Source organism: Pedococcus sp. P2_D9 (genome assembly GCF_056404275.1).
The window spans coordinates 13,758-40,385 of sequence record NZ_JBFUEI010000002.1; the positions used below are offsets into that span (position 1 = coordinate 13,758).

The 26,628-nt window shown below is 69.9% G+C and carries 26 protein-coding genes; 11 read left to right on the top strand and 15 right to left on the bottom strand.

Going from position 1 to position 26,628, the window contains the following annotated elements; all coding sequences use genetic code 11:
* Positions 1–137: 137 nt before the first annotated feature.
* Positions 138–581: a (deoxy)nucleoside triphosphate pyrophosphohydrolase gene (locus AC1DXJ_RS02790; RefSeq protein ID WP_477613452.1), complete on the bottom strand. Its 444-nt coding sequence runs from the start codon at positions 579–581 to the stop codon at positions 138–140.
* A gap of 251 nt (positions 582–832) precedes the next feature.
* Here AC1DXJ_RS02790 and AC1DXJ_RS02795 point away from each other — a divergent pair, with 251 nt between their 5' ends.
* From AC1DXJ_RS02795 to AC1DXJ_RS02830, 8 genes are all read left to right on the top strand, one after another.
* Positions 833–1,825, top strand: coding sequence for an ABC transporter permease (locus AC1DXJ_RS02795; RefSeq protein WP_477613453.1), 993 nt, complete (start codon positions 833–835; stop codon positions 1,823–1,825).
* Positions 1,826–1,879: 54 nt separating this feature from the next.
* Positions 1,880–3,655 carry an ABC transporter substrate-binding protein gene (locus AC1DXJ_RS02800; protein ID WP_477613454.1) on the top strand — a complete coding sequence of 592 codons (1,776 nt, stop codon included), beginning with the start codon at positions 1,880–1,882 and terminating at the stop codon, positions 3,653–3,655.
* 109 nt (positions 3,656–3,764) lie between these two features.
* Positions 3,765–4,778, top strand: coding sequence for an ABC transporter permease (locus tag AC1DXJ_RS02805; protein ID WP_477632364.1), 1,014 nt, complete (start codon positions 3,765–3,767; stop codon positions 4,776–4,778).
* A complete protein-coding gene (locus tag AC1DXJ_RS02810; protein WP_477613456.1) occupies positions 4,775–5,866 on the top strand; it encodes an ABC transporter ATP-binding protein in 1,092 nt (363 codons plus the stop codon). Before AC1DXJ_RS02805 ends, AC1DXJ_RS02810 begins: the two co-directional genes overlap by 4 nt.
* A gap of 58 nt (positions 5,867–5,924) precedes the next feature.
* Positions 5,925–6,983 carry an ABC transporter ATP-binding protein gene (locus tag AC1DXJ_RS02815; protein ID WP_477613457.1) on the top strand — a complete coding sequence of 353 codons (1,059 nt, stop codon included), beginning with the start codon at positions 5,925–5,927 and terminating at the stop codon, positions 6,981–6,983.
* A gap of 53 nt (positions 6,984–7,036) precedes the next feature.
* On the top strand, positions 7,037–7,345 hold the full coding sequence (locus AC1DXJ_RS02820; RefSeq protein WP_477613458.1) for a 4a-hydroxytetrahydrobiopterin dehydratase: 309 nt from the start codon (positions 7,037–7,039) through the stop codon (positions 7,343–7,345).
* Entirely contained in the window at positions 7,338–8,066 is a 729-nt protein-coding gene (locus tag AC1DXJ_RS02825; protein WP_477613459.1) for a VIT1/CCC1 transporter family protein, read from the top strand. The genes AC1DXJ_RS02820 and AC1DXJ_RS02825 overlap by 8 nt, the downstream gene beginning before the upstream one ends.
* Positions 8,067–8,275: 209 nt before the next feature.
* Positions 8,276–9,136: a trypsin-like serine protease gene (locus AC1DXJ_RS02830; RefSeq protein WP_477636308.1), complete on the top strand. Its 861-nt coding sequence runs from the start codon at positions 8,276–8,278 to the stop codon at positions 9,134–9,136.
* Between the two features lie 58 nt (positions 9,137–9,194).
* Here AC1DXJ_RS02830 and AC1DXJ_RS02835 read toward each other — a convergent pair whose 3' ends face one another.
* From AC1DXJ_RS02835 to AC1DXJ_RS02885, 11 genes are all read right to left on the bottom strand, one after another.
* The gene (locus tag AC1DXJ_RS02835) at positions 9,195–9,437 is read right to left on the bottom strand and encodes a hypothetical protein (protein WP_477613461.1); all 243 of its coding nucleotides are present in this window, start codon (positions 9,435–9,437) and stop codon (positions 9,195–9,197) included.
* 102 nt (positions 9,438–9,539) lie between these two features.
* Positions 9,540–10,196, bottom strand: a complete 657-nt coding sequence (locus tag AC1DXJ_RS02840; protein WP_477613462.1) for a TOPRIM nucleotidyl transferase/hydrolase domain-containing protein — start codon at positions 10,194–10,196, stop codon at positions 9,540–9,542.
* Positions 10,197–10,245: 49 nt separating this feature from the next.
* A complete protein-coding gene (locus AC1DXJ_RS02845) occupies positions 10,246–11,280 on the bottom strand; it encodes a GmrSD restriction endonuclease domain-containing protein (RefSeq protein WP_477613463.1) in 1,035 nt (344 codons plus the stop codon).
* 195 nt (positions 11,281–11,475) lie between these two features.
* A complete protein-coding gene (locus tag AC1DXJ_RS02850; RefSeq protein WP_477613464.1) occupies positions 11,476–12,171 on the bottom strand; it encodes a hypothetical protein in 696 nt (231 codons plus the stop codon).
* Positions 12,172–12,329: 158 nt separating this feature from the next.
* A complete protein-coding gene (locus tag AC1DXJ_RS02855) occupies positions 12,330–13,217 on the bottom strand; it encodes a hypothetical protein (protein WP_477613465.1) in 888 nt (295 codons plus the stop codon).
* Positions 13,204–14,076 carry a hypothetical protein gene (locus AC1DXJ_RS02860; RefSeq protein ID WP_477636309.1) on the bottom strand — a complete coding sequence of 291 codons (873 nt, stop codon included), beginning with the start codon at positions 14,074–14,076 and terminating at the stop codon, positions 13,204–13,206. Before AC1DXJ_RS02860 ends, AC1DXJ_RS02855 begins: the two co-directional genes overlap by 14 nt.
* Positions 14,077–14,391: 315 nt before the next feature.
* Positions 14,392–15,477, bottom strand: coding sequence for a redox-regulated ATPase YchF (gene ychF, locus AC1DXJ_RS02865; RefSeq protein ID WP_477613467.1), 1,086 nt, complete (start codon positions 15,475–15,477; stop codon positions 14,392–14,394).
* Positions 15,478–15,540: 63 nt separating this feature from the next.
* On the bottom strand, positions 15,541–16,407 hold the full coding sequence (locus AC1DXJ_RS02870; protein ID WP_477613468.1) for a thioesterase family protein: 867 nt from the start codon (positions 16,405–16,407) through the stop codon (positions 15,541–15,543).
* A gap of 69 nt (positions 16,408–16,476) precedes the next feature.
* Entirely contained in the window at positions 16,477–18,786 is a 2,310-nt protein-coding gene (locus tag AC1DXJ_RS02875; RefSeq protein ID WP_477613469.1) for a zinc metalloprotease, read from the bottom strand.
* 120 nt (positions 18,787–18,906) lie between these two features.
* Positions 18,907–19,569: a peptidoglycan-binding protein gene (locus AC1DXJ_RS02880; RefSeq protein WP_477613470.1), complete on the bottom strand. Its 663-nt coding sequence runs from the start codon at positions 19,567–19,569 to the stop codon at positions 18,907–18,909.
* A gap of 208 nt (positions 19,570–19,777) precedes the next feature.
* A complete protein-coding gene (locus AC1DXJ_RS02885; protein WP_477613471.1) occupies positions 19,778–20,671 on the bottom strand; it encodes an NUDIX hydrolase in 894 nt (297 codons plus the stop codon).
* Positions 20,672–20,719: 48 nt separating this feature from the next.
* Here AC1DXJ_RS02885 and AC1DXJ_RS02890 point away from each other — a divergent pair, with 48 nt between their 5' ends.
* Positions 20,720–21,916 (top strand): DNA recombination protein RmuC, encoded by a 1,197-nt coding sequence (locus tag AC1DXJ_RS02890; protein WP_477613472.1) that lies wholly within the window; start codon positions 20,720–20,722, stop codon positions 21,914–21,916.
* Here the strand turns inward: AC1DXJ_RS02890 and AC1DXJ_RS02895 are convergent.
* Complete coding sequence (locus AC1DXJ_RS02895) at positions 21,853–23,139, bottom strand: cytochrome P450 (RefSeq protein WP_477636310.1); 1,287 nt, start codon at positions 23,137–23,139, stop codon at positions 21,853–21,855. The two genes, AC1DXJ_RS02890 and AC1DXJ_RS02895, sit on opposite strands and share 64 nt — an antisense overlap.
* Before the next feature lie 138 nt (positions 23,140–23,277).
* Positions 23,278–24,303 (bottom strand): 4-hydroxy-3-methylbut-2-enyl diphosphate reductase, encoded by a 1,026-nt coding sequence (locus tag AC1DXJ_RS02900; RefSeq protein ID WP_477613474.1) that lies wholly within the window; start codon positions 24,301–24,303, stop codon positions 23,278–23,280.
* Between the two features lie 116 nt (positions 24,304–24,419).
* Between AC1DXJ_RS02900 and xseA the strand changes: the two genes are divergently transcribed.
* On the top strand, positions 24,420–25,682 hold the full coding sequence (gene xseA / locus AC1DXJ_RS02905) for an exodeoxyribonuclease VII large subunit (RefSeq protein ID WP_477613475.1): 1,263 nt from the start codon (positions 24,420–24,422) through the stop codon (positions 25,680–25,682).
* An 11-nt stretch (positions 25,683–25,693) separates the two neighbouring features.
* Positions 25,694–26,014 (top strand): exodeoxyribonuclease VII small subunit, encoded by a 321-nt coding sequence (locus tag AC1DXJ_RS02910; protein WP_477613476.1) that lies wholly within the window; start codon positions 25,694–25,696, stop codon positions 26,012–26,014.
* Positions 26,015–26,032: 18 nt separating this feature from the next.
* On the opposite strand, the gene AC1DXJ_RS02915 is transcribed toward AC1DXJ_RS02910, so the two are convergent.
* Positions 26,033–26,590, bottom strand: a complete 558-nt coding sequence (locus AC1DXJ_RS02915; protein WP_477613477.1) for a DUF4245 domain-containing protein — start codon at positions 26,588–26,590, stop codon at positions 26,033–26,035.
* Positions 26,591–26,628: the final 38 nt, after the last annotated feature.

The window sequence follows — 26,628 nt, forward strand, 5'->3', positions numbered from 1 at the left end:
TGAGCACGCCCACACCGCCACCACGGGTGGTGAGGTATGCCGCACGGGGCCACGCGGCATACCTCACCTTTATCGGGTCTAGGGGTTTGGGGCGACTTCACCCCGGAACCGTTTCGGGGTGAAGGCAGCCTTTGTCCCTAGACCCGATAAAGGCGGGGCGCGATCGCGTCGACGATCGGCAGGTCTGCGGGCAGCCACGAGACGTCGTGGAGCTCTTCCCGGCGCAGCCAGCGCAGCTGGTCATGGTCCTCGATCGGAGCCGCGACACCGGCGGTCACACGAGCCAGCCACACCGTCATGGCGAACGCCTCGCCGAGGGGCCAGCGGCCGTCCTGGAGCGGGCCCGGCACCTGCGCGCCCAGCTCCACCTCCACGCCGAGCTCTTCGCGAACCTCGCGGTGCAGCGCCTCCTCCTGGGTTTCCCCCGGGTCGACCTTGCCGCCGGGGAACTCCCAGCCGCCCGCGAGCGCCGGTGGCTCCGTCCGTCGGGCAGCCAGCAACACCGTGGGGTGCAGGAGGTCGTCGACGATGGCCGCGCCGACCACTGCCGCCACGCGAGCCCCCTCCGGCTGGGTCGTCATGCGTCCCACTGTGCCAGTTTTGTCCCTGCTCGCCGCGGACTCGGGATTTCGTGGACCGGCGGTGGCGGTCCGGAGGATCTCCGTCGCCGCGTCACGATTCGGCATCAGGTTGTTGTGAGGGACCCACGCGAGCCGGATGATGGGCGCCGAAGGGCTCAGCGCGTTCCGTCCCACAGTCGGGTTGTCCGACGCTACGCTGCCCGACGAACAGGCAGGGACACGGTCGTCAACAATGGAGGTGTGCGCCACCCATGAGTGCTCCCCTAGAGCTCGAGCCGGGCGCCACGACAGCGACGCCCGAGAGCGTGCTGGAGGGTGCCGGCAAGATCGAGGGGCGCTCGCTGGGCCAGATCGCGTGGGGTCGCCTCAAGCGCGACAAGCTTGCGCTGGCCGGTGGGCTCGTCGTCCTGGCCCTCATCGTGATCGCGGTGTGCGCGCCCCTGATCGTCGGCCTGCTGGGCCACCCCCCGAACGAGTTCCACCAGAAGCTCATCAACCCCGACACGCAGGTGCCGATCGGCAAGTACGGCGGCGCCTCCGCGGACTACCCCTTCGGCCTGGAGCCGGTCAACGGCCGTGACCTGTTCAGCCGCGTCCTCTACGGCTCGCAGATCTCGCTGCTGATCGCCTTCCTGGCGACCCTGGTCTCGGTGGTCATCGGCACCGCGCTCGGTGCCATCGCCGGGTTTGCCGGGGGGATCGTCGACACGATCATCAGCCGCGTCATGGACATCTTCCTCGCGTTCCCCATCCTGTTGTTCGCGCTGGCCCTCGCCGGCGTGATCCCGGACCGCGCGTTCGGCCTCAGGGGCGATGCGCTGCGGATCTCCGTCATCGTCTTCATCATCGGCTTCTTCAACTGGCCCTACGTCGGCCGCATCATCCGCGGACAGACCCTGTCGTTGCGCGAGCGCGAGTTCGTCGATGCGGCACGCAGCCTCGGCGCACGGTCGCCGCGTGTGCTCGTCAAGGAGCTGCTCCCCAACCTCGTCGCGCCGATCCTCGTCTACTCGACGCTGCTCATCCCGACGAACATCCTCTTCGAGGCAGCACTGTCCTACCTGGGGGTCGGCGTCCAGCCGCCGCGCGCCACCTGGGGCGGCATGCTCTCCGACGCCGCCCAGTGGTACCAGGTGGACGCCTGGTTCCTGCTGCCTCCCGGCCTGGCCATCTTCGTGACGGTGCTGGCCTTCAATCTGTTCGGGGACGGCCTTCGTGACGCCCTCGACCCACGGGCGCGGTAGAACCCACCGCACCACGCAGTTCCCTCCTACACCGAACAAGGAGCGCAACCACACATGAAGAACAAACGCATTCTGGCGATCGCCTCGGCATCTGCCCTTGCCCTGGGGTTGTCCGCGTGTGCCGACAACTCGGGTGGCTCGGGCAGCTCCGGCAGCTCGAGCAGCGGAGCCGACGCCAAGCCGGCTGCCAACGCCGCGGTTGGCAAGATCTTCCGGCCCTCCGACACCAAGGGCGGCACGCTCCGTTTCGGTATGGCGGGTGACTGGGACTCGGTCGACCCCGGAGACACGTACTACGGACTCTCCTGGAACTTCCTGCGCAACTACGCGCGCACCCTGGTCGTGTTCAAGTCGGCACCCGGTTCGGGTGGCACCGAGCTCGTTCCGGACCTCGCGACGTCCTTGGGCAAGGCGAGCGACGGCAACAAGACCTGGACCTACACCCTGCGTGACGGGCTGAAGTACGAGGACGGCTCCGCGATCACGTCCAAGGACGTCAAGTACGCCGTGGCGCGCCAGCTCGACAAGGACACGTTCCCGAACGGGCCGACCTACTTCAACGACTTCCTCGCGGACGTCCCGGCGGGGTACTCGGTCTACAAGGATAAGAACCTCGACAACCTGAAGGCCATCGACACCCCGGACGACAAGACCATCGTCTTCCACCTGAAGACGGCCTTCTCCGGGTTCGACTACTTCGCCCAGCTCCCGGCCACCTCGCCGGTCCCCGTGGCGAAGGACACCGGTACCAAGTACCGCGAGCACGTCATCTCGACGGGTCCGTACAAGTTCACGACCTACCAGTTCGGCAAGCGGTACGAGCTCGACCGCAACCCGAACTACGACCCCAAGACCGACCCGGAGTCCGGCCGCAAGGCTCTTCCGGACAAGCTCACGGTCGAGCTCGGTCTCAACGCGCCCGACATCGACAACCGCCTCGAGGCGGGTGACCTCGACGTCGACATCGCCGGTACCGGAGTCCAGGCCGCGTCGCAGGGCAAGATCCTCGCGAACGCCGACCTCAAGGCGAAGACCGACAACGCCGCCGCCGCGCGCACCTGGTTCACCGTCATCAACAGTGACGTCGCACCGTTCGACAACGTGGACTGCCGCAAGGCGGTCGAGCTGGCCTACGACAAGACCGGTTACCAGCGCGCCTACGGTGGCGCCACGGGTGGCGACATCGCGACCAGCCTGATGCCGCCGGTCGTCCCGGGTCACGTCGACTTCGACCTCTACAACTTCAAGTCGAAGCCTGAAGGCGATGTCGAAGGCGCCAAGGCCGCGCTCGCCAAGTGCGGTCAGCCGAACGGCTTCGAGACCACCGTCTCGTACCGTGCCGAGCGCCCGAAGGAGAAGGCAACGGCCGAGTCGCTCCAGCAGTCGCTGGCCAAGGTCGGCATCAAGCTGAACATCAAGCCGTTCCCGACCTCGGACTACACCAAGCTCTACGCCGGCAAGCCCGACTACGCCAAGAAGAACAAGCTCGGCCTGATCATCTACGGGTGGGGCGCTGACTGGCCGGACGGCTTCGGCTTCCTGAGCCAGATCATCGACAGCCGGGTCATCCGTCCGTCGGGTAACACCAACCTCGGTATCAAGATCCCCGCCGTCGACGCACTGATCGACAAGGCTCTCGCCGAGAACGACAAGACCGCGCGCGAGAAGATCTGGGGCGACGCCGACAAGCTCGTCATGGACAACGCCGCAGTCATCCCGGGCGTCTGGTCGAAGGGTCTGCTCTTCCGCCCCGACAACCTGACGAACATCTTCGTCAACGACGGGTTCAACCAGTACGACTACACGGCGATGGGTACGTCCAAGAAGTAGCAGCTCCACTCCCACCCACCAACGCCACCCAAGAAAGTAGGTGGGGCGTCGACACGGTGGCGGTCAGCCGGCCAGGCTGGCTGACCGCCACCGCGTCTAGCCACTCACAGTGCTGACCTACATCATCCGGCGAGTCTTCGGCGCGGCGATCCTGCTCTTCATCGTGAGCGCGGTCGTGTTCTGCATCTTCTTCCTCGTCCCCCGTATCGGCGGCGCCACCGCCGATGACCTCGCCTCCCGCTACGTCGGCAAGAGTGCCGGCCAGGAGCAGATCCACGCCGCTGCCCTGCGCCTCGGCTTCACCGACCCCCTCTGGGAGCAGTACGGACGGTTCGCCAAGGGCATCGTCGCAGGGGCCGACTACAGCACGGGCGCGGGTGTGGACCACTGCCCCGCACCCTGTCTCGGGTACTCCTTCGTCAGCCAGAACCCTGTGCTGCCCGATCTGCTCGACCGGCTACCGGTCACCCTCTCCCTCGCGTCCGGCGCGGCCTTCCTGTGGCTCCTCGGCGGGGTGGCGACGGGTGTCGTCTCGGCGCTACGCCGAGGCACCGCCCTTGACCGGTCGATGATGGGCGTCGCCCTCGCCGGCGTCTCCCTCCCCATCTTCTTCACCGGACTGCTCAGCCTGAGCGTCTTCAGCTATGCCCTCGGCATCACTGCGCCCGGCGGCGCGAACCCGATGGACGCGAGCAACCCCCTCGACTGGGCCTACCGCCTGCTCCTCCCGTGGATCACCCTGGCCTTCCTGTATGCCGCCGCATACGCGCGGCTCACCAGGGCGGGCATGCTCGAGACCATGAACGAGGACTACATCCGCACCGCCCGGGCCAAGGGGCTCGGCGAGCGCGACGTCGTCATCAAGCACGGCCTCCGGGCGGCCCTCACCCCGATCCTGACCATCTTCGGCCTCGACCTCGGTCTGCTTCTCGGCGGCGCGATCCTCACCGAGACGACCTTCTCCCTGCCGGGCATCGGGCAGTACGCAGTGCAGGCCGTGACCAACAACGACCTGCCCAAGGTGCTCGGCGTGACCCTGATCGGCGCCTTCTTCATCATCCTGGCGAACCTGGTCGTGGACCTCCTGTATGCCGTCATCGACCCGAGAGTGCGAGCCTCATGACCCAGACCACCGACCGCACGGCAAGCCGCCCGGACACGGTGGGCATCGGCGGTATGGGCGCGCCGGCCAAGGATGCGTTCCTGTCCGTGCGCGACCTGCGCGTCCACTTCCCCACCGACGACGGAGTGGTCAAGTCCGTCGACGGGCTGTCCTTCGACCTTGCCCGCGGGAAGACGCTCGGCATCGTGGGCGAGTCAGGCTCCGGCAAGAGCGTGACGAGCATGTCCATCATGGGCCTGCACAAGCCGGGAACCGTCAACATGTCCGGGTCCATCCTGCTCGACGGCGAGGAGCTCGTCGGCGCCACGCCCAACCAGATCCGGGCGCTGCGGGGCAAGAAGATGGCGATGATCTTCCAGGACCCGCTGTCGGCGATGCACCCGTTCTACACGGTGGGCCACCAAATCATCGAGGCCTACCGGGTCCACAACGACGTCCCGAAGGCGACCGCCCGCAAGCACGCGATCGACCTGCTCAAGCGCGTCGGTATCCCCCAGCCCAGCTCGCGGGTGGACGACTATCCCCACCAGTTCTCCGGTGGGATGCGGCAGCGCGCCATGATCGCGATGGCCCTCTCGTGCGACCCAGACCTGCTCATCGCCGACGAGCCGACGACCGCACTCGACGTCACGGTCCAGGCGCAGATCCTCGACCTCGTCCGCGACCTCCAGAGTGAGTTCAACTCGGCGGTCATCATCATCACCCACGACCTGGGGGTCGTGGCCGAGCTGGCCGACGACATCATGGTGATGTATGCCGGCCGGTCCGTGGAGTACTCCTCCTCCGAGGAGATCTTCGAGCGACCGCAGCACCCCTACACCTGGGGCCTCCTCGGGTCGATGCCACGGCTGGACCGCGAACGCACCGAGCGCCTGCTCCCAATCAAGGGCACTCCGCCCAGCCTGATCAACGTTCCCTCGGGCTGCCCCTTCCACCCACGGTGTGCCTTCGGGGACCGCACCAACGGCCTGGCCACGAGTGAGCGCCCGGCGTTTCGCGAAACCCTTCCTGGCCACTACGTTGCGTGCCACCTCGACGACGGGGAGCGTGGCCGGATCTGGGAGACGGAGATCCTCCCGAAGCTGTGATCCCGTCACCGCCGCCCGACGAACCCATCGCTGACCCCACCCACCTGGGAGCCACATCGTGAACACAACGTCCGACACCACCGAGGCCACGCCGTCGCGGCCCGCGACGAGCGGTGATGCGCTGCTGTCGGTCACCAACCTGACCAAGCACTTCCCCATCAGGCGCGGGCTCCTGCAGCGTCAGGTCGGGGCCGTGCAGGCAGTCGACGGTCTCACCTTCGACGTCGCCAGGGGCGAGACGCTCTCGCTGGTCGGCGAGTCCGGTTGCGGCAAGACCACGACGGGTCGGATGCTCACCCGGCTGATCGAGCCCACGGACGGCAAGATCGTGTTCGACGGCCGGGACATCACGCACCTGTCGACAGGGAAGATGCGGCCGCTGCGCCGTGACGTCCAGATCATCTTCCAGGACCCCTACGGCTCGCTGAACCCACGGCACACGGTCGGCACCATCGTGGGCGCCCCCTTCCAGCTCCAGAGGGTCAAGCCCAAGCAGGGCACCAAGAAGGCGGTGCAGGAGCTGCTGGAGCTGGTGGGGCTCAACCCCGAGCACTACAACCGCTACCCGCACGAGTTCTCCGGCGGCCAGCGGCAGCGCATCGGCATCGCCCGCTCGCTCGCCCTGCGGCCCAAGCTGATCGTCGCCGACGAGCCGGTGTCGGCCCTCGACGTCTCGATCCAGGCCCAGGTCATCAACCTGCTGGAGGACCTCCAGAACGAGCTCGGCCTGACCTACGTGGTTATCGCCCACGACCTGTCGGTCGTGCGGCACATGTCCGACCGCGTCGCCGTCATGTACCTCGGCAAGATCGTCGAGCTGGCCGACCGTGACGACCTCTACACGCGCCCCATGCACCCCTACACGACCGCACTGCTGTCGGCCGTGCCGATCCCGGACACCAGCCGCCGGACCAAGCGCGAGAGGATCCGCCTCCAGGGCGACGTCCCGAGCCCGATCAACCCGCCGCCGGCCTGCCGCTTCCACACACGCTGCTGGAAGGCCCAGGAGATCTGCAGCACGCAGGAACCACCCCTGGTCGACCTCGCCCCGCGGCACCAGGTCGCCTGCCACTTCCCCGAGAACGTCTCACCGGCAGCCCCCGCAGCCGGCGGGTGAGGTGAGGCTCGGCTTCGGTGACAGGTGCGGACTTCCTTGCCAGAGTAGGAGGCATGAGCCGACTGCTGACTGACGAGGAGATCGGGCGCCAGCTGGGCGACCTGCCAGGGTGGACCCGCGACGGTGACGAGATCTCGGCGAGCTACGAGGCGCCGGACTTCCCCACGGCGATCCGACTGGTTGACGAGGTCGCGATCGAAGCCGAGGGCATGGACCACCACCCAGACATCGACATCCGTTGGCGCACAGTCAAGTTCGTGCTGTCGACCCACTCCGAGGGCGGACTCACCCAGCTGGACGTCGAGCTCGCCCACCGCGTGGCCCAGGCATCGGCACGGCTGGGGGCGACCAGCGGTGGCTGAGGCCGTGGCCGCCGAGCTCGAGCCGCACGAGGGTGAGGAGCACAGCCATGGCATCGGGGCCCGCCTGAACTGGCTGCGCGCCGGCGTGCTCGGAGCCAACGACGGCATCGTCTCCACGGCAGGCATCGTGATCGGTGTCGCTGCCGCCACTGTCGAGCGCTCGACCATCGCGACGGCCGGGATCGCAGGGCTGGCCGCTGGCGCGATGAGCATGGCCGCGGGCGAGTACGTCTCGGTCAGCACCCAACGTGACACGGAGCAGGCCTTGCTGGACAAGGAGCGCGGCGAGCTGCGGGACATGCCCGAGGAGGAGCTCGAGGAGCTCACCCAGATCTACCAGGACAAGGGGCTCACGCCCGGCCTCGCCGCCGAGGTGGCGCGCCAGCTCACCGCCCACGACGCGCTGGGCGCTCACGCCGAGGCCGAGCTGGGCATCGACCCGGAGGAGCTGACCAACCCCTGGCACGCCGCCTTCGCGTCGATGGTGTCGTTCACCCTCGGCGCCCTGCTGCCCCTCGTAGCGATCCTGCTGCCACCGATCGGCGCCCGCGTCTGGGTGACCGCGGTGGCCGTCGTGACCGCCTTGGCCCTCACCGGGTGGGGAAGCGCCAGGCTCGGCGAGGCGCCTCCGCGACCCGCGGTGCTGCGCAACGTTGCCGGTGGCGTCCTGGCGATGCTGGTCACCTACGGCATCGGCGCCCTCGTCGGCACCCAGGTCTGAGTCGCCCACACTGGCGCGACACCCGGCCTTCGAGCTGCGGCGGAGGCCGAACACCCGGCGGCGAGCAGCTCGCACGGGTGAGCACGCGGCACACGTGAGCACACGGCATACCTGCGGGGAATCCCCTCGATGAGTCTGGACAGGTGGCGAGGCTCGCTGTTGAATGCGGGTCGTCGCCCACCGGGGCGACACGACCGCAGGGAGTCCGCATGAAGCTTCGCCGCGCACTGGCCGTCTTCGGCATCACCACCGCCATGGTCGGGGGCACGACCCTCGCCGCATCAGCCATCACCGGGGGCGACCTCGACGGCAGCGCCCACCCGAACGTGGGCATGATCGCGTTCTACGACGGGACCGGACGGTTCCGCTGCAGCGCCACCCTCGTCTCACCGACGGTGCTGGTCACCGCCGCGCACTGCACCGACGGGACCGTCGGCAAGACCCTTGTCACGTTCAAGTCCGTCGTGGCAGAGGCGCCGCCGTCGCCGCTTCCCATCGCAGCCGACACTGCCGCGGGCTACACCTCCGCGGAGCTCGCGGCCGCGGGCTACCTCAGCGGCACTGCGCACACCCACCCGGGCTACTCGAACTTCACCGACCTCAGGAACTGGAACGATGTCGGGGTCATCGTGCTCGACGCCCCAGTGACCGGAATCGTGCCAGCCACCATCGCCCCGACGAACTACCTCGACAAGTACACGCCCAACGTGCTGAACAAGACGCTGTTCACGGCGGTCGGCTACGGCACCGAGGCGCGTCAGGCCGCCAGCGGTCCGCAGAAGCCGACGCCGATGTCCTACCCGATCGTGCGTCGGGTCACCGACGAGGTGGGCCAGAAGCTCACGCCGCAGGTCCTGCAGGTCAACGGCAACGAGAACGACCCGCGTGGTGGCGGTGGCACCTGCTTCGGTGACTCCGGAGGCCCGTCGTTCAACGGTGGCTACCAGGTGACGGTGACGAGCTACGGCTACACGAACAACTGCCGCTACCTCGGTGGCCTCCAGCGGATTGACATCCCCGTCGTCCAGACCTGGCTGCTCACCGAGTTCGGAGTGAGCCACGCCGGCTGATCCCGCACCTTTTTCGCCGAAGCGGCGGCGCCCCACGAGGGCGTCGTCGCTTCGGCGTCTACACATCGTGCTTGCCGGTGGCGACGGCTCCGACGACGGCATCGGCGACGGCGGCGACCTTGACCTGGGCGGGGGCGTGGGTGGCGCCGACTGCCCTGCCCGTCCCCGTGAGGGGGATGGACAGCCCGGCCAGGACGAGGGCGGTGGCTGCGAGGCGATGGCTGCGCTGACGGAAGGACACCGGACGCACGGCGGCTGACGTGAGGGGCACGGGACGGAGGGTGGCGGCTGCGGTGGTCATGGCTCCACCCTCGGTGGTCGGGCTCCGGCCCCGGTATGCCGCCGCTGTGGGGTTGCTGTGGACCTCACCCGGGCGGTCTGGCGGGCAGACGGGACTCCGGCGTCAGTCGCCGAGCCGGTCGGCAAGCCGGTCGCCGAACTGGTCCGGGGGCGCACCACGGAGCTGCTCGAACGTCGGCCCGGCGCCGGTCAGTGCCTCGATCAGGCCGGCGAGGGGGGTGGGCAGCGCAGCCATGTCCAGCGTCGCCGCCATCGCGGCCGCCATGAGCTCCTTGCGTCCGGATGCCGCACCGGCGAACCGGTGCACCTGTTCGTGGAAGCTCCCGGACACCCAGGCGGGCTGCTGGGTGAGCATGGCGAACCGCTGCGTGAGGCCGAGGTCGTCCAGCAGGGTGCGGAGACCGTGCTCGCCCAGGTCTCTCATCAGCTCGTCCTCGAGATCGCGGTCGCAGACCTGGAAGCCCCACCACGGGAGCTCGTCCACGGTCGCGACGGCACACCCGACTCGTCGAAGCGCGCGGACGAAGAAGCGCGCCTCGGGGGCGTCGCACATGCCCAGCACGCGCGGGCTGTCGGCGGCTTCGGCCGCGGCCAGCAGATGCCGCCGGATGTTGGTGGCCCCGTGCATGTCGACCAGCTGGATGCCCTCGTCCGCGAGGCTGACCCCCGAGCGCTCGGCCACCACCCGCACGGCCGCCGCGTCGCTGGCGCCCTCGAGCAGGACCCACACGCGACACCCCACGGGCACCGAGACGGTCATGGACCCAATCTGCCAGAGTCCCCACGTCGGGTGGCGTCCGGTGGTGACGTCACCGTTCGCAGACGATCCCGTCGTGGTCGCGGTCCTGGTACCAGCCGTACTCGGGGTCGATGCCGCTGCGGTAGGGGCCGTAGCCTGCCGCGTTGGCCTCGCGGCAGGTGCCGAACCTGGGGTCGGTGCCGCCGGAGGTGGAGGGCTCGGGGGTGGTGGTCCGGCTGGGTGTCGGGGCAGCCTGCTCGCGGCCACCGCCGAGCGGGATGGCCCCAGCCTTGGGCAGTGGCTGCCCGGGACAGGCCGTGAGCACCCGCACCATGGCGTCCCGCTCCGCGGTGGTCACCGTCAGTCCGTAGCGGTGCTTCACCGCGATCTGGCGGGCCACGTAGGCGCAGCGGGTGGCCTTGCGCGGCGGCAGCCAGGTGGCGGCGTCTCCGTCACCCTTGCGCAGGTTCGTGGGCCCGTCGACGGCGAGCAGGTTGAGCGGGTCGTTGGCGAAGGCTGTCCGCCGGGTCAGCGACCACTGCTGGGCGCCCTTCTGCCAGGCGTCCGACAGGGCGACGACGTGGTCGATCTGGACGGCGTTCGAGGTGCCCTGCCCGCGGACGAAGCTGATCGTGGAGCTGGTGTAGGGGTCGTTCAGCGTGCCCATGAGGACGAGGCAGCCGTGGGTGCCGGCCTTGAGGGTGAAGCGCTCGAGGTCGCGGCGAAGGATGTCGTTGCGGGTGTCGCAGCCGTTGCGGTCGACATCGGCCCAGGCCTGGCCGAAGCGGGCACGGTCGTAGCCGGTCCTGGGCGCTCGTCCCTTGATGACCAGCGTGGCCAGCGTGGTGACCGCGGTGCCGGGTCGGACGGTCCTGCTCGGCGTGGGCGTGGCCTGCGGGGTGGCCCTCGGGGTGGGGTCCGTCGGGAGGAGGCCTGCGGCGGGCGTCTGCGCCGTTGGCGGCTCGGTGCTCGAGGTCGCTGACGACGAGGAGGCGGCGACGGCGACGGTCGGCGTTGCGGACGCAGACGCCGGCCCCGCTGAGGTGTCGGGGCTCAGCGAGTCGGCAACCGCCGGGCCGCAGGCCGACACGACAAGCGCCGTCAAGAGTGCACCGGCAGCGGTGGGCCAGTGGAGGTCAGGACGGCGGATCATGAGGCGGGACAGGCACTTTCGCTCGGCGAGGTGGCAATGCCGCAACGCTAGGCGGGGCCGACATCCTCGTGGACCGAACGGGACAATCCTGCCCAAACAGACGATCCAAACCTGACCGGACTCGCGACGGCGACGCCCGCGCAGCCCCTACTTCAGCAGGCTGACCCCGCGCGCGATGACGAGGACCGACAGCATGAGGGCGGAGACCGACTCGAGTGCCATCAACATCTTGGCGCGCGGCGACAGCGGCATGGTGTCCGTCGGGCTGAACGCCGAGGAGTTCGTCACCGAGACGTACAGGTAGTCGACGAACCCCGGCACCCACCCCGACTTGGCCGCCGAGCGGGCGGCCACCTCGTAGATCGCGTCGTGGTCCTCGTCCTGCGGGAAGCGGAAGTCCGCCACCGGAAGGCCCGGCCGTGCGGTCTGCGTGCGCTTGACCGGACCGCCGCGGTCCAGCTCCCAGTAGGCGAGCGCGAAGACCAGGACGTTGGTCAGCCACACCTGACCAGCGGCGAGCAGCAGTCCGGGTCCATCCTCGGCGGTTCCGCCCACCAGGGCTCGCACGAGCAGGACCAGGGAACCGGCGTTCGTCGCGGCGATGAGCAGCACCAACGCGATCGAGACCCTGCGCAGCCAGCGGTTGTCACGGGTCATCCGGCGCGGGTTGGCGGCCACGAGCGGGATGAACAGCACCGCTTCGAGCACGGGCACGGCAAGGCGCGGGCCGAGCACCAGTCCCGCAGGCAAGGCTGCGTAGAGGCTGATGGCCACGAGGACCGCCAGGGCTGCGGGAAGGCGGACCTCGCCCGGGTGCTGCTTGCGGTGGATCTGGGTGCTCACACGCTTGGTCTAGTGCCCCAAGTGACGAGGATCCGGCTGCCACACCGGAGACGACCGACGATTTACTCGGGCCTGACCTGCAGGTTTGCTGTTCACCCTGCAGCTCTTCGCCTTCGGCCGGCTCTGGACCAACCAGCTCAAGGTCCTCGAGGTGTGAGTCAGGCGGGTGGGTCCTCGGCATCCAGCGCCTTGCGGGCACCGCGTTCGGCCGCGGCCTGGATCTCGGCGTCGGTGAGCTGGTTGCTCTGTGCCGCAGCAAGGGCCTTGATGATCTCGAGTCCGGACGCCGCATCGCGGGCAGCGGCCTGCGCCGCGTTGCGGCCTGCGAGGGACCACTGCATGGCGAACTTGAGCGCGGAGCGCACGCTGACGGTCGGGTTGTCCGGGAACATCGGCGACGGGACGGTGTCGAAGTCCATCAGCTCCTCTGGGGTCGTGTCGACCTCGACTGCCAAGATGCCAGCCGCGTCCGCAGGCGGGATCAGCTGTCGGTCGAGCATCCGCTTGAGCAGCGCCAAGCCACCACACTGCTCGGAGACCGCCGTGGCACTGAAGTTGCCGTCCGACACGAACTTGCCGCGGGTGTAGTGGTTGGTGAAGCTCCAGAGGTACGGCGAGAGGACCTCGGGATGAAAGTCGCGATAGCCGAAGCCGTTGTACTCCTCGAGCTTGAAGAGCAACACGGGGACCGTCCAGGTACCGACCTCATGGAAACCGTGGCCCCTCAGGGCATCCTCGGCGCTCTCCTCCCAGGTGAAGGGAGGGTTGCCATGAGTCGGTCGGCCCGGTGGAAACTGGACCGTCCGGGCGGTCAGCGGATCTCCGTTGTGCAGGTGGCCGTTGAAGCTCTGGCCCGACTCGAGGCTGTGGATGGCCGCCACGACGTACCAAGGGGTTCCGACCTTGTTGGCGACAGCTTCATAGCGGCTCTGGTTCGCGACCGCCCGGTCGGCGACCGCGTCGATCGTGGCCACCCGTGCAGCGCGGACGGTGCAGGACGCGAAGAGCTCGTTGTACTCCTCACGGAGCGCATCAGACAGGGCCATTGCCCTCCTCCACCGCCTTGCGGGCACCGCGTTCGGCCGCGGCCTCGATCTCGGCCTCGGTGAGCTGGTTGCTCTGTGCCGCAGCAAGGGCCTTGATGATCTCGAGTCCCGACGCCGCATCGCGGGCAGCGGCCTGCGCGGCGTTGCGGCCCGCGAGGGACCACTGCATGGCGAACTTGAGCGCGGAGCGCACGCTGACGGTCGGGTTGTCCGGGAACATCGGCGACGGGACCGTGTCGAAGTCCATCAGCTCTTCGGGTTTCACGTCATCCTCCTGTGCTGCGATAAACATGGCGTCTGCTGCCGCGAAAATGGCGGCTTGGTCGATGTCGCCGGGGTCCCAGTGGTCGTTGCCGGGCACCTGGCAGTGGCCGAACCACCCGGCCCTGCTGTAGTTGGCCCACGTCCGCGGCACGGGGTCGAACTGCGTCTTCGAGAGTCGGCCGTTCCACTGGTCCGGAACTCCCCAGGAGTGGATCGCGCGCATCATGGCCCGGTAGCCGGGTCCTGGCTTCCACTCGTCCGTGAAGACCGCGTGTTGCGTCGTGACGCCGTGGGCGTCGGTGATCGGGCCCGGCCAGGCGATGAACTCGATCTGGATGTTGACGAGCCCGGACCCGTTGGTGCGACGCTTCACGGTCAAGTCAGGGTTGAGCTCGTTCGACAGCGCCCGCGCAGACCGGTCGAGCGGGAAGTACTGACCCAGCCGGTCCGTGACGGGGTCGTAGAGGAAGTGCGGCTCGGCTCTCTTCTCGGTGAGCACGTCATGCATGTCGTCGAAGAGCGCGGTTCCGTCGGGGTTCAACCCCGAGGGGCAGACGGTGACATGGGCAGTGACCTTGGGGTTGCCGCCTTCCATGACGCCGGAAGATCCCGAAGGTATGAGATCTTCGGCCTCCGGCACCCGCCGCTCACCGTTCACGGTGGACACCAGTCGGTGGGCGGCCGACCATGCACCCGCGCAAGCCCGCGTGGCCGTTCCCGCCACCTGAGCCCAGTGCGGTGCGGTTGCACAGGCGTGAACTGCGTTTGCCCACGCTTCGACTCTCCATGCCCGGGTGAGCCTTGTCATCGCGCGTTTGGCGTATTTTGCGTGAGGGACGTCGCCACCACGGTGACTGTGCTCGCGACCGAGCGCCGGGGGTCAGCTCAGCGACGGACCTGCACAGATGCGCTACACGTTGAAGCGGAACTCCACTACGTCGCCGTCGGACATGACGTAGTCCTTGCCCTCGATGCGCACCTTGCCGGCAGCCTTGGCCGCGGCCATGGAGCCAGTGGCGTCCAGGTCCTCGAACGAGACGATCTCGGCCTTGATGAAGCCGCGCTGGAAGTCCGTGTGGATGACCCCTGCGGCCTGAGGCGCCGTCCAGCCCTGCCCGATCGTCCAGGCGCGGGACTCCTTCGGACCGGCCGTCAGGTAGGTCTGCAGGCCGAGGGTGTGGAACCCGGTGCGAGCCAGCTGCGTGAGCCCGGACTCCTCCGCGCCGAAGGACTCCAGCATCTCCATGGCCTCGTCGGGCTCCATCTCCATGAGGTCGACCTCGAGCTTGGCGTTGAGGAACACCGAGTCCGCCGGTCCCACGAGCTCACGCAGCGAGGCGTGCAGCTCGGCATCGGCCAGCTGGTCCTCGTCGAGGTTGAAGACGTAGATGAACGGCTTGGTCGTGAGCAGGCCCAGGCTCCGCGCCTCGGCGAGGTCGACACCGGCAGCCGCGCCCGCGGCATACAGCGTGTTGCCCTCCTCGAGCACCTTCTGGGCGAGCACGGCGTTGTCGAACGACGCCTTCTTCTCCTTCTGGATCCGCGACTCCTTCTCGAGGCGCGGCACGGCCTTCTCGAGGGTCTGCAGGTCGGCGAGGATCAGCTCGGTGTGGATGGTCTCGATGTCGGACGCGGGCGAGACCTTGCCGTCGACGTGGACGACGTCGCCGTCCTCGAACGCGCGGACCACCTGGCAGATGGCGTCGGCCTCGCGGATGTTGGCGAGGAACTTGTTGCCCAGCCCCTCACCCTCCGAGGCGCCGCGCACGATCCCCGCGATGTCGACGAACGACACCGTCGCAGGCAGGATCCGCTCGGAGCTGAAGATCTCGGCCAGCCGTTGCAGTCGCGCGTCGGGCAGGGGGACGACCCCGACGTTCGGCTCGATGGTCGCGAACGGGTAGTTCGCGGCGAGCACGTTGTTCTTGGTCAGGGCGTTGAACATCGTGGACTTGCCGACGTTGGGCAGTCCGACGATTCCGATAGTGAGGGCCACGAGGCCGAGAGTCTACCGGCGCCCCGCACGCCGACCGACCACGCAAGGGCAGGGGTATGCCGGTCAGCCGGCCTTCGGGGGCGTCGCCCGGGCGAGCTGGCGCGAGAGTGCCACCAGCCGACCCTCGCTGTCCCAGACCTCCGCGTCCTCCTCGAGGAAGCCTCCAGCCAGCGTCCGGTTCGTCAGGCTGACCCTGAGCCACCCCGGAGCTGGCCGCGCGCGCACGTGGGCGGTCAGCTCGAGCGTCGGGGTCCAACCCGGCAGCCCGAGCTCGAACGCCACCGGAGGAAGCGCATCGACGGCCAGGAGCAGCAGCATTGGGTCCGGCTCGCGGCCGTCGGCCATGCGCAGCCAGCCCCGGATCACGCCGTTGCCCGACGGCTGGCCGACGGCCCAGCCCGTGGTGGCTGGGTCGAGCCGCATGTCGAGGCGTTCGAGCAGTGACGCGTGCTTGAGGAAGTCGGGCGGCGCCTGCGCGGCGGAGACACACTGGTCCGGCGGAGGCAGCTCCGGTGGCTGGGCTGACGTCGTGAGGTCGCCGTCGACGGACTCCAGGTCGCCATAGGTCGCGAGGAACCGGACCCGCTCGACCTCGCCCCCCGAGCCGTCGTCCTGGAGCAGGGACGCCTGGCCGGTCGACACCGCACGTCCGCGACGCACGATCGAGGTGCGCACCGTCGCCGGGCCCGGGACACCGGGTGTCAGGTAGTAGGCGCTGATCGCCAGGGGGTCCGGGTGCGCGGGGCGGTCGCCGTCCGCTGTCCCGAGCTCAGCGGCCAGGGCGCGGCCGGCGATGGCGAGCAGCACCCCGCCGTTGACTCCCCCACCGATCCGCCAGCCCTCGCCGAGGGCGGCGTCGTAGGCCCCAGGCTCCCCCACCCGTGCCGAAACCGCTGTCCCTGTGTCGAACTCGCTGGCCCCGTTGACCATTCGCTGCTCCCATCCGTGCGCCGCGCGGCATACCTGACGTCACTGGAGGGTATGCCGCGCAGCCGCCCGTCAGGGCGTGGCCGTGGCCTCCGCCACGTCCGCAGGGGCCGCTGACGCAGTCGGCGAGGGTTCGGACGAGGGGGCCGTCGGGTTCGTGCTGTCCGTCGGGCTCGTCGAGCCCTCCGGGCCAGTGGACGTGCTCGACGACGACGGGCTGCCGGTCGACCCCGTGGGTCCGGCGGTCGGGGACACCGTGCCGGCCGGGCCTCCTGACGGCGAGGTGGCGGACGAGGTGCCCGTCGAGGGCGCGGTCGGACTCGACGGGTTGCTCCCGGCCGGGGCAACCCAGGCCGGGTCCTGCTGGACGATCGCCAGGATCTGTCGCTCGTACTCAGTGAGCCGATCCTGAAGCTCGCTGAGCGGGACGCCCCTGATGGACTCTCCGAAGGCCGCGATCTCCTTCCACAGCTCGCCGAGGTCGGCGCTGCTCTGCTCGGTGAGCGGACCGGAGAGGGTCACCACGAGCTGCGTCGCGAGCGCCGCGGTGACGCACTGGACACAGCTGTAGTTGACGGCAGCCGCGACGTTCTCCGGCACGACGACGTGGGCATTCCCGAGGACGAGGACGACCTGGAAGGCCACGGCCACCGTCTGGCACCCCGCGCAGGACGCCAGGGCGTAGGCCTCGTTGGTGTTGGCCACCGTGTCGCGGTCCGCCCAGACGAGGGCGAAGGCCACGTCGTAGAGCGTGGACCCGTCTGTGGTGTTCACGGCCATGGCCTGGTTGCCGCCCTCACCGGGCGGCAACGGTCGGTTGAACGGGAAGACCCAGGTCGGCGGCTCCTCGCCGGCCTGGGCCTGACCGCTCCGCGGCACCATGACCACGGCCAGCTCCGGTTCCTCGGCCGTCGGCAGGGCGGCCCCCTGCGGCCAGACCGCTTGCCCGGCACCCTCTCGACCTTCCTGCAGCGTGGCGGGCACTCCCGACCGAAGCGTGCTCGAGACCGCGTCGGCCAACGTTCCCCGCTCGTAGGCCTGGACGGGCCGGTAGGTGCCCGGCTGCGGCCACCAGGACCAGGCGAGCCCGGCCACCACTGCCAGCGCGACCACGCCGGCGAGGGCACGCCGCACCGGACGTTCCTCCGTGGCCCGCCACGTGCCCGCGACGACCTGCCGCACGACCCGGGTGACGATGAAGACAACACCGAGGACGGGCAGGGCGATGGCGACGATGGACAGCGCCCGCACCAGCACGGCGAGCAGGTCGCCGTCTCCGAGCTGGGTCTCCAGCCGCGCCCACTGCCGACCGACGGACGCCCACGCGGTCCCCGCCACCCGAGGGAAGCTCAGGACCATCATCACGAGGGAGAACAGCAGCAGCGGCACGACGACGACCACCCACAGGGTGACGACCGCCCGGGCCCACGGCTTGAGCACCGTGGCCTCCGGGTCGTTCCAGTGCCGGGGAAGCAGGCCCACAAGGGTGGGCTTGATCCGGTGGTAGAGGTCGGGCACCCCTGTGAGGTCGGCCAGGACGTGGTAGCCGTCGAAGCGCACGAGCGGCGCCAGCTGGCGCACCATCTGGAGCACCTGCGTCGCGATGATCAGGAGGATGGCATCCCATCCGGTGGCCCACCACACACCGAACATCGCGACCGCGACGATCGCGTTGAAGTAGAGGCCGCCGAGATCGGTGCGGACCCGCCCAGCGCGACCCAGGCGATAGCTGTCGGTCACGTCGGTGTAGAACGCCGGCCAGACGAGGTACAGGCCAGTGCCCATCGCCCCCGGTGTGGCCCCGCCGTAGCGGGCTGCTGCGGCATGCCCGAACTCGTGGAAGCCAGCGGAGACGACGGTCAGGGCGAAGACCGCCAGCAGCAGGGCCGGCTGGTCGAAGGCCTGATGGGTGGCCGACGCGAGTCCCTTGTGGAGCAGCACCCAGCCGCACACCGCGAAGAAGGCGACCACGAGGACCACCACGACGACGGGCGCGAAGAGCAGGGCGAACGGCGCGGTGACTCGCCTGGTCGCCTCCGGGTCCGAGACGACGTACTTGAACCGCAGCGCGAGCAACGGGTTCGAGCGGCGCACCTCCGGGTCCGAGCCGTCGACCTTCGTGAGGAGCCCGAGGGTGCGCAGCTTGCTGTCACACAGCGTCTCGACGTCCGCGGCGGAGACCTGACGACCGACGGCCTCTCCCACTGCCTCGGCCACCTCTGCCAGCGACCGGCGGCCGTCCACCTGCTCCAGCACGGCGTAGAGCAGCGGAGTGAGCTGGATCGTCTGGCCGTCGCCGCGGCGCACGAGAGCGGGCGCGACGCGGTAGCCAGACCCGGGCACCGCGCCGAGGAGCTGCACTCCGTCCGCACGCACCGGCACCGCACCCCCATCGGAGAGTGGGGGTGCGGTACCTGCGCGGGTCTGGTCTGGGGCAGGTGCCGGTGCAGCGGGGGCCCCTCGGCCCTCGAAAGGTGTCACGTCAGGAAGACTCCGCGCCGACTACTGGGAGATGTCCGACGACTGGTCGGTCGTCGCGTTCGCGTCGGCGTCGATGTGCTGCACGATGATCGCGTCCTGCTGGGCGAGCGCCGCGGCGTCGGAGTCGATCGACCCGATGTTGGCGGCGACCGCGGCGTCGATGGGCGCAGCGACGTTGGCGTTGGCGGCCACGGCCCCGGCGATCGGGGCAGCGAGGTCGAGGTCGGCGGCGAGGTCGACGTCGACGTTGAGCAGGTCGCCGTCGAGCGCACCGTCGCTGGTGACAGGAGCCGCCGCGTCCGTGGCTCCGCTCGCCGGCGTGGTCGGGTCGACGGGCGCGTCAGCCGCTGCGGCGTCCGGTGCCGCCTGGTCGATGGTCGAGTCCTGACCAGCGTCCGCCACGGCCTCGCCGGTGATGCCCTGGTCGATGACGACACCCTGGTCGGCGAGCGCCTGGGCCTCGGAGCCCACGGAGAGGACGTTCGCGCCCACCGCGGCGTCGATCGGCGCCGCCACGTTGGCGTTGGCGGCGACCGCCAGGTCGATGGGGGCCGCGGCGTCGAGGCCGATGTCGAGGTCGGCGTTCAGGTCCAGGAGGCTGATGACCTCCTTGTCGGGCAGGGCGGTGGCGCCCTCGGCGGCCAGGTCGTCCGCGGTCAGCGGCGGCATGCTCGAGTCAGTCATGGTGCACTCCGTGTTCGACGGTTTCCCCGGCCCGATGACCCTGTGAGGCTATCGGGCACAGTCCCTCAATGCACATCGAAGAGCCCTCTGACCTGCGGCGATGCCACGGAGACGGCCCTCCCAGGACTCCCCCGGGCCGCCGCAGCGGCGGCTGCCGCGCGGCATACGCAGCGGCGGCTGCCGAGCGGCATACGTGGTCGACCTCACCTCACAGGGCCGGGAGTCCGTCCTCGAGGTATGCCGTGGGGCCCGCATGGACGGCGAGGAAGGCGAGCAGGCGCTGGTTGTAGGGCGCGACACGTTCCTCCCACTCCTCTTCGCCCGCGAAGTGCAGCGAACGAATCTCCCGGCGTTCCAACGTGGTGCGGGCGATGAGGTCGTCAGGTGCGACCCCGAGGTCGAAGACGAAGACCGTCGCGTCGGTCCAGCCGCGCCACGGCGGCAGCCAGTTGACCGCGAGCAGTCCCTTGACCTCCACGTCGATGGCGAGCTCCTCCTTGACCTCGCGCACCACGCACTGCGCCGGCGACTCCGATGGGTCGACCACACCGCCCGGCAGGTCCCACTCGGCCTTGTAGGTCAGCTCGCACAGCAGGACCCGGCCCTCGGAGTCCCGGAGCACCCCCTGGGCGATGGCGCGCTTGGTCGGGAGTGAGGAGTTGAGCAGCGCGATGAAGCCGTCGCGACTGTCGGGTGCGGCGTCCGTGCGCAGCCGGGCCAGGACCATGGTGTCGCGGCGGTCGCCCGGGCCGGAGAGTGCACCGCGCGCGACCCCCTCCTTGCGCAGACCGGCCCGAAGCGCAGCGCGCACGCCTGCTCGGTCGGCATCGTCGACCCGCGCCTCGATCCGCTGCACATCGAGGGTTTCGAAGGTCCAGGAGACGGCGAGGCGAAGGGAGCGTTCGACGATCCCCACCTCGCGGTACTCCGCGACGACCGCCCAGATCAGGTCGGCGTCCCCCGAACCGTCCTCGATCACCTCGATGCGCCCCACCTGCTCGCCCTCCCACACGACCGCGAAGGCGTGGTCACCAAGGCCACCGTCGTCCTCGATGACACGCAGGCTGAGGTCGTCTCCGTCCGTCAGGTGTGGGGTGGGCACCCGGCCAGCCTAGACACGGCTGTCGGCGCCAGGTGGGAAGGTCGGCGCATGGAACTCGTGGGCATCCTCATCCTCGGCCTGGTCGTCGGCGCGGCGGCCGGGTGGTGGGTCGCGCGCACCTCCGGCGCCGCCGCCCTCGCGTCGGCGCGCACCGAGTCCGACCTGCTGCGCGAGCGCGTGGTCGACCTCGAGGCGGCCGTCTCCGACGACGCGCAGACAGCAGCGGCACTGCTCCCCCTGCGCGACGCCCTGGCCCGGGTCGAGCAGCAGGTCGGCACCCTGGAGCGCGACCGCACCAGCCAGTTCGCCGCCCTCGAGACCACGATCGCCGCCGTCCGCGAGACCACCACCGCCCTCGGCCGCCAGACGCAGTCACTGGCCGGTTCGCTCAACTCCTCGACGGTCCGCGGTGCATGGGGAGAGGTGCAGCTGCGCCGGGTCCTCGAGCACGCGGGGCTGCTCGCGAGGTGCGACTTCGACGAGCAGGTGTGCCGCGTGAGCCGGCACCAGCGTCAGGTGCGCCCCGACGTGGTGGTGCGGCTGCCCGGGGACAAGTACCTCGTCATCGACTCCAAGGCGCCGATGGGCGCGTTCCTGTCGGCCCAGGCGGAGGACCTGTCGGCGAGTGAGCGCGCAACCTTCCTACGAGCCCACGCGGCGTCCCTGAAGTCGCACGTCACGGCCCTGGCCGCCAAGGACTACTGGACCGCCTTCGAGAACTCGCCCGAGATGGTCGTCTGCTTCGTGCCCAGCGACGCGATGCTCGCCGCCGCCCTGTCGGCCGACCCTGCCCTGCACGAGGACGCCATGGCCCGACGGGTCGTGCTGGTCGGCCCCGGGTCGTTGCTCGCCCTGCTGCGCACCGTCGCCTTCACCTGGCAGCAGGACGCCCTCACGGCCCACGCGCGGGAGGTGATGACCCTGGGCCGCGACCTCTACGACCGGCTGGGCACCCTGGGAAGCCACACCATGAAGATGGGCACCGCGCTGCAGAGGTCCGTCGAGGCCTACAACCAGATGGTCGGGGCGCTGGAGTCGCGCGTCCTCGTCTCGGCACGCAGGATGCACGAGGCAGGTATCGTCGAGCAGCCGCTGCCCAGCCCCCAGGCGCTCGAGGCGGGGCCCCGGGTCCTCACGGCGATGGAGCTCATCGAGGCGGCCACCGCCGACGCGGAGCGTCCTCAGCTCGCCTTCGACGACCTCGACGCCGCCCCGAGGTGGACCGGCAGGGAGTCCACCGCATAGACGATCGACTTGTCGCGGAACGCCAGGGTCTCCGGCTTCACCGTCAGGGCCAGCTCCGGGAACCGGCGAAGCAGCCTGGGGAACGCGATCCGCAGCTCCAGGCGAGCCAGCTCGGCGCCGACGCAACGGTGGAAGCCATAGCCGAACGCCACGTGGGGCGACGGTGGCCGGTTCGGGTCGAAGGTGCCGAGGTCAGGCCCGACCCGGTGGTCCCGGTCCGCCCGGCTGAGGGCGGCGATCACGACGTCACCCTTGTGGATCCGCTTGCCGAAGAGGTCGAGGTCCTCCTTGGCGAACCGGGGGAAGGCGATCTGGACGACGCTGAGGTAGCGCAGCATCTCCTCCACCACCCGGTCGATCGCGCTGTCTTCGTCGCGGACCAGCTCGAAGTGCTTTCGGTCCTGCAGCAGGACCAGTGCGCCGAGTGCCAGCATGCTGGCCGTCGTCTCGTAGCCGCCCGTGAAGACACCGTCTGCCAGACCGGCAACCTCCTCGTCGCCGACCTCGTCGCCCACTGCGGCGAGGATCCGGCCCAGCAGACCGTCGCCCGGGTCAGCCCGCTGCTTGCGGGTGGCGTCGAGGAGGAACACCTGGCTCTGCGAGATGGCACCGAAGGCGCCCGCGCCGCCGGCCGTCACGTCGAACCTGGCGTGGCTGAGGGTCATGAACCGCGCGCGGTCCTCGGCCGGCAGTCCGAGCAGCTCACAGATCACGAGGAACGGGATCGGGAACGCGAACCGCTCGACGAGGTCGACGACCGGGGCGCCGGCCTCCATCTGGTCGAGCTGCTCGTCGACGATCGCCTCGATGCGAGGCGTCAGCCGGTTGATCCGGCGCATGGTGAACTCAGGGGTGAGCAGGGTCCGCAACCGGGTGTGCTCGGGTGGGTCGGTGAACCCGAGCCCACCGACACTCGCCCCGGCCGCACCGACGTAGGGCCGGATGTCGTTGCTGAACCGTCGCTGGTCGGCCAGCACGGCCTTGACCTCTTCCTGGCCCGACACGAGCCAGATGTTCATGCCGAACATGTGCGCCAGCCGGTGCACGGGGTCCGGGGCCGAGGAGCCGATGCGGTGGACGGGGTCCAGCCCCGACCGTCGCAACGGTCGCAGGAGCCGGCGTGGGACGGCCTCCAGGCTCGTGAGGTCGACGGGCCCGCCACCCGTGGCCCGGGCGACGAGCCGCTGCGTCAGCCGCGTTCGCGCACTCGTCAGGCCGATCATGGCTCAGACGGTACCCGCGCCGGGTCCATCTCGTGGTCACCATCGTGCTGGACAGCGCGCGTCGTGACCGACCTCTCGCTGCCCGGTCGTTCCTCGTGCGCCACCTGGGACGCGACCAAGCCCTTGGTCAGCTCGACATCAGTGGAGCGAGCCGGCCTCTTCGAACGCCGCGTCGTGGCGCATCTTGTCGCTCAGGCCGCGGGCCTTGAGGTCGCGCCGGATCTCGTTGGGCAGCGAGAACAGCAGGCTCTCCTCGGCTGCGACCACCGGCGCGACATCGGCGTAGCCGCGCTCCGCCAGGTAGGTCAGCACGTCACGGACGAGCAGCTCGGGGACGGAGGCGCCGGACGTGACACCCACGGTGGCCACGCCCTCGAGCCACGTCTCGTCGATCTCGTCGGCGTAGTCCACGAGGTGCCCCGCCTTGGAGCCGTGCTCCAGGGCGACCTCGACGAGGCGCACGGAGTTCGAGGAGTTGCGGGAGCCCACGACGATCATCAGGTCGCAGTCGGGAGCCATCTGCTTGACGGCGAGCTGGCGGTTCTGGGTGGCGTAGCAGATGTCGTCGCTGGGCGGGTCCTGCAGCGAGGGGAAGCGCTCCCGCAGCCGGCGCACCGTCTCCATGGTCTCGTCGACCGACAGGGTGGTCTGCGACAGCCAGACGACCTTGTCGGGGTCGCGGACGGTCACGTTGGCCACGTCATCGGGCCCGTCGACGAGCGTGATGTGCTCGGGCGCCTCACCCGAGGTGCCGACCACCTCCTCGTGCCCCTCGTGGCCGATGAGCAGGATGTCGAAGTCGTCGCTGGCGAACCGCACCGCCTCGCGGTGCACCTTGGTCACCAAGGGGCAGGTCGCGTCGATGGTCTTGAGGTTGAGGGCCTTGGCCTCCTCGTGGACCACCGGGGCGACGCCGTGCGCCGAGAAGATGACCGTGGCGCCCTCGGGCACCTCGTCGGTCTCTTCCACGAAGATCGCGCCGCGCTTCTCCAGTGTCGTGACCACGTGCTTGTTGTGCACGATCTCCTTGCGCACGTACACGGGCGGGCCGTACAGCTCGAGGGCCTTCTCCACGGTCACGACGGCCCGGTCGACGCCGGCGCAGTACCCCCGCGGGGCCGCGAGCAGCACGCGCTTGGTGGGTCGTTCCGTGGCGTCAGTCATGGGTCCATCGTAGGTTGCCTCCGCACGGCACCCCAATCGCCGGTGAGGGTACGCGGCGTGGTCACCACGCGGCATACCCGAAGGATTGTCGGTGGCCACGTCCTAGAGTGAGCGGCGTGAGCGGCCCAGAACAGCGACCGGCGCTGCCCGAGAAGGCCGCAGACACCTCGGCCGAGTCGCCGTGGCCGGTGCGCCTGCTGAGCATGCGCATCGCCGAGTACGTCGAGAAGATGTCGGTCCTCTGGGTCGAGGGCCAGGTCGTCCAGCTCACCCGCCGACCGGGCCAGCGCACCGCCTACCTCACCCTGCGCGACCCCGACGTCGACATGTCGCTGTCGGTCGCGATCCAGGTCAACGCCCTCGACGCGATGCCGACCCCGCTGACCCAGGGCGCCCGTGTCGTGCTCCAGGCCAAGCCGGTGTTCTGGACCCAGCGCGGCTCGCTCATGCTCGACGCCCGCCAGATCCGGCCCGTCGGGGTGGGCGAGCTCCTCGCGCGCGTCGAGCACCTCAAGCGAACCCTCGCCTCGGAGGGACTGTTCGACGCCGACCGCAAACGCCCGCTGCCGTTCCTGCCACGCACCGTCGGCCTCATCTGCGGCCGGGCCGGTGCCGCCGAGAAGGACGTCGTCGAGAACGCGCGCCGGCGCTGGCCGACGGTCCGGTTCGCGATCCGCGAGGTCGCCGTCCAGGGTGGTTCGGCGGTGCAGGAGGTGATGGCGGCCCTGCAGGAGCTCGACGCCGACCCCGAGGTGGACGTCATCGTCATCGCCCGCGGCGGCGGGTCGGTCGAGGACCTCCTGCCGTTCAGCAACGAGGCCCTGGTCCGCGCCGTCGCCGCGGCCCGCACGCCGGTGGTCTCGGCGATCGGCCACGACGTCGACACCCCCCTGCTCGACCACGTCGCGGACTGGCGCGCCTCGACACCGACCGACGCGGGCAAGCGGGTGGTACCCGATGCGCAGGCCGAACGCCATGGCGTACGCCACTCCCGCGACCGCGGACGACGCGCACTGCACGCGCGAATCGCCAGCGAGCGCAGGCACCTCATCGCCCTGCGCTCCCGCCCCGTGATGGCACGGCCCGCCGCGATGATCGACGCCCGCCGCCAGGAGCTGGACGCACTCACCGACCGCGCGCACCGCCGCGTGCTCGCGTCCGTGCACCGCGCCACCGACCAGATCGCCCACCTCCGAGCCCAGGTGCGGACCCTGTCGCCGTTGTCCACACTCGAGCGCGGGTATGCCGTGGTGCAGCACCGCGACGGACGCGTGGTCATGGACCAGGCCGACGTGACGGTCAACGAGGTGCTGCGGGTTCGGGTGGCTCGTGGTGACTTCGCGGCGAGCGTCGTCGGGCTCCCGGACTCCTCCGGTTAGGCTCCTTCACCATGGCCAAGGGAGCAGACAAGGCGACGGCGGCCGCCGTCGAGAGCGACGGCACCGTCGGGAGCGACGGTGCCGTCGAGACGGACAGTGCCCTCGAGACGGACAGTGCCTTCGACGACGTGGCGGAGCTGTCCTACGAGCAGGCGCGCGACGAGCTCATCGACGTGGTCGCCCAGCTCGAGGGTGGACAGCTCGGGCTCGAGGAGAGCATGCGCCTGTGGCAGCGCGGTGAGGCACTGGCAGCGCACTGCAGCACCTGGCTCGACGGAGCGGAAGCCGCCCTCACCCAGGACGACGCCGAACAGCCCGGCCGGTCCGGCTGACCCGTCGCGGGCGCGGCGTCAGCCGGTCGCGACCGGCCGCAGCGTCTCGGCGAAGGCCGTCAGCTCTTCGAACGTGCCGGTGCCCGTGACGATCGTGGTGAGCTCGGTGGGGGTCTGCGCCCGGTGGACCAGGCTGTTCTGCAGCTTGCCGCTGCGCACGTAGGTGCCCCACGTCTTGCCGGCGGCCTGCACCTCACCGGTCTTGGTGGCCCGGTTGGTCTGGGCGGAGACCCACTCGTCGGTCGCGTCCTTGGTCTGCTCGATCGCGATGTAGTTGCCCGTCGGCGACTGGTAGCCCGCGTGCCAGGTCATCAGGCCGCCCGTGGAACGCACGTAGCGCACGCTGGTCGCCTTCCAGCCGTCGGGCAGCGCCTCGGGCCGGTCGATCGGCCAGCCGCTCTCCCTGGCGACCTCGACGGAGGCTCCAGCGACGTCGACCGGAGGCTGCGACACGCTGTTGACCCGGGGCACGATGGCGATGAGCGCCGCCACGATCACGCCGATGACCACCAGGGACCGGACCATGTTGGCCGCGGAGCCGTTGGCATAGGAACTACGGGGTGCGGGCGCGCTCACACCCCCATCGTCCATGACGCGCACCGCTCGGCGCCAAC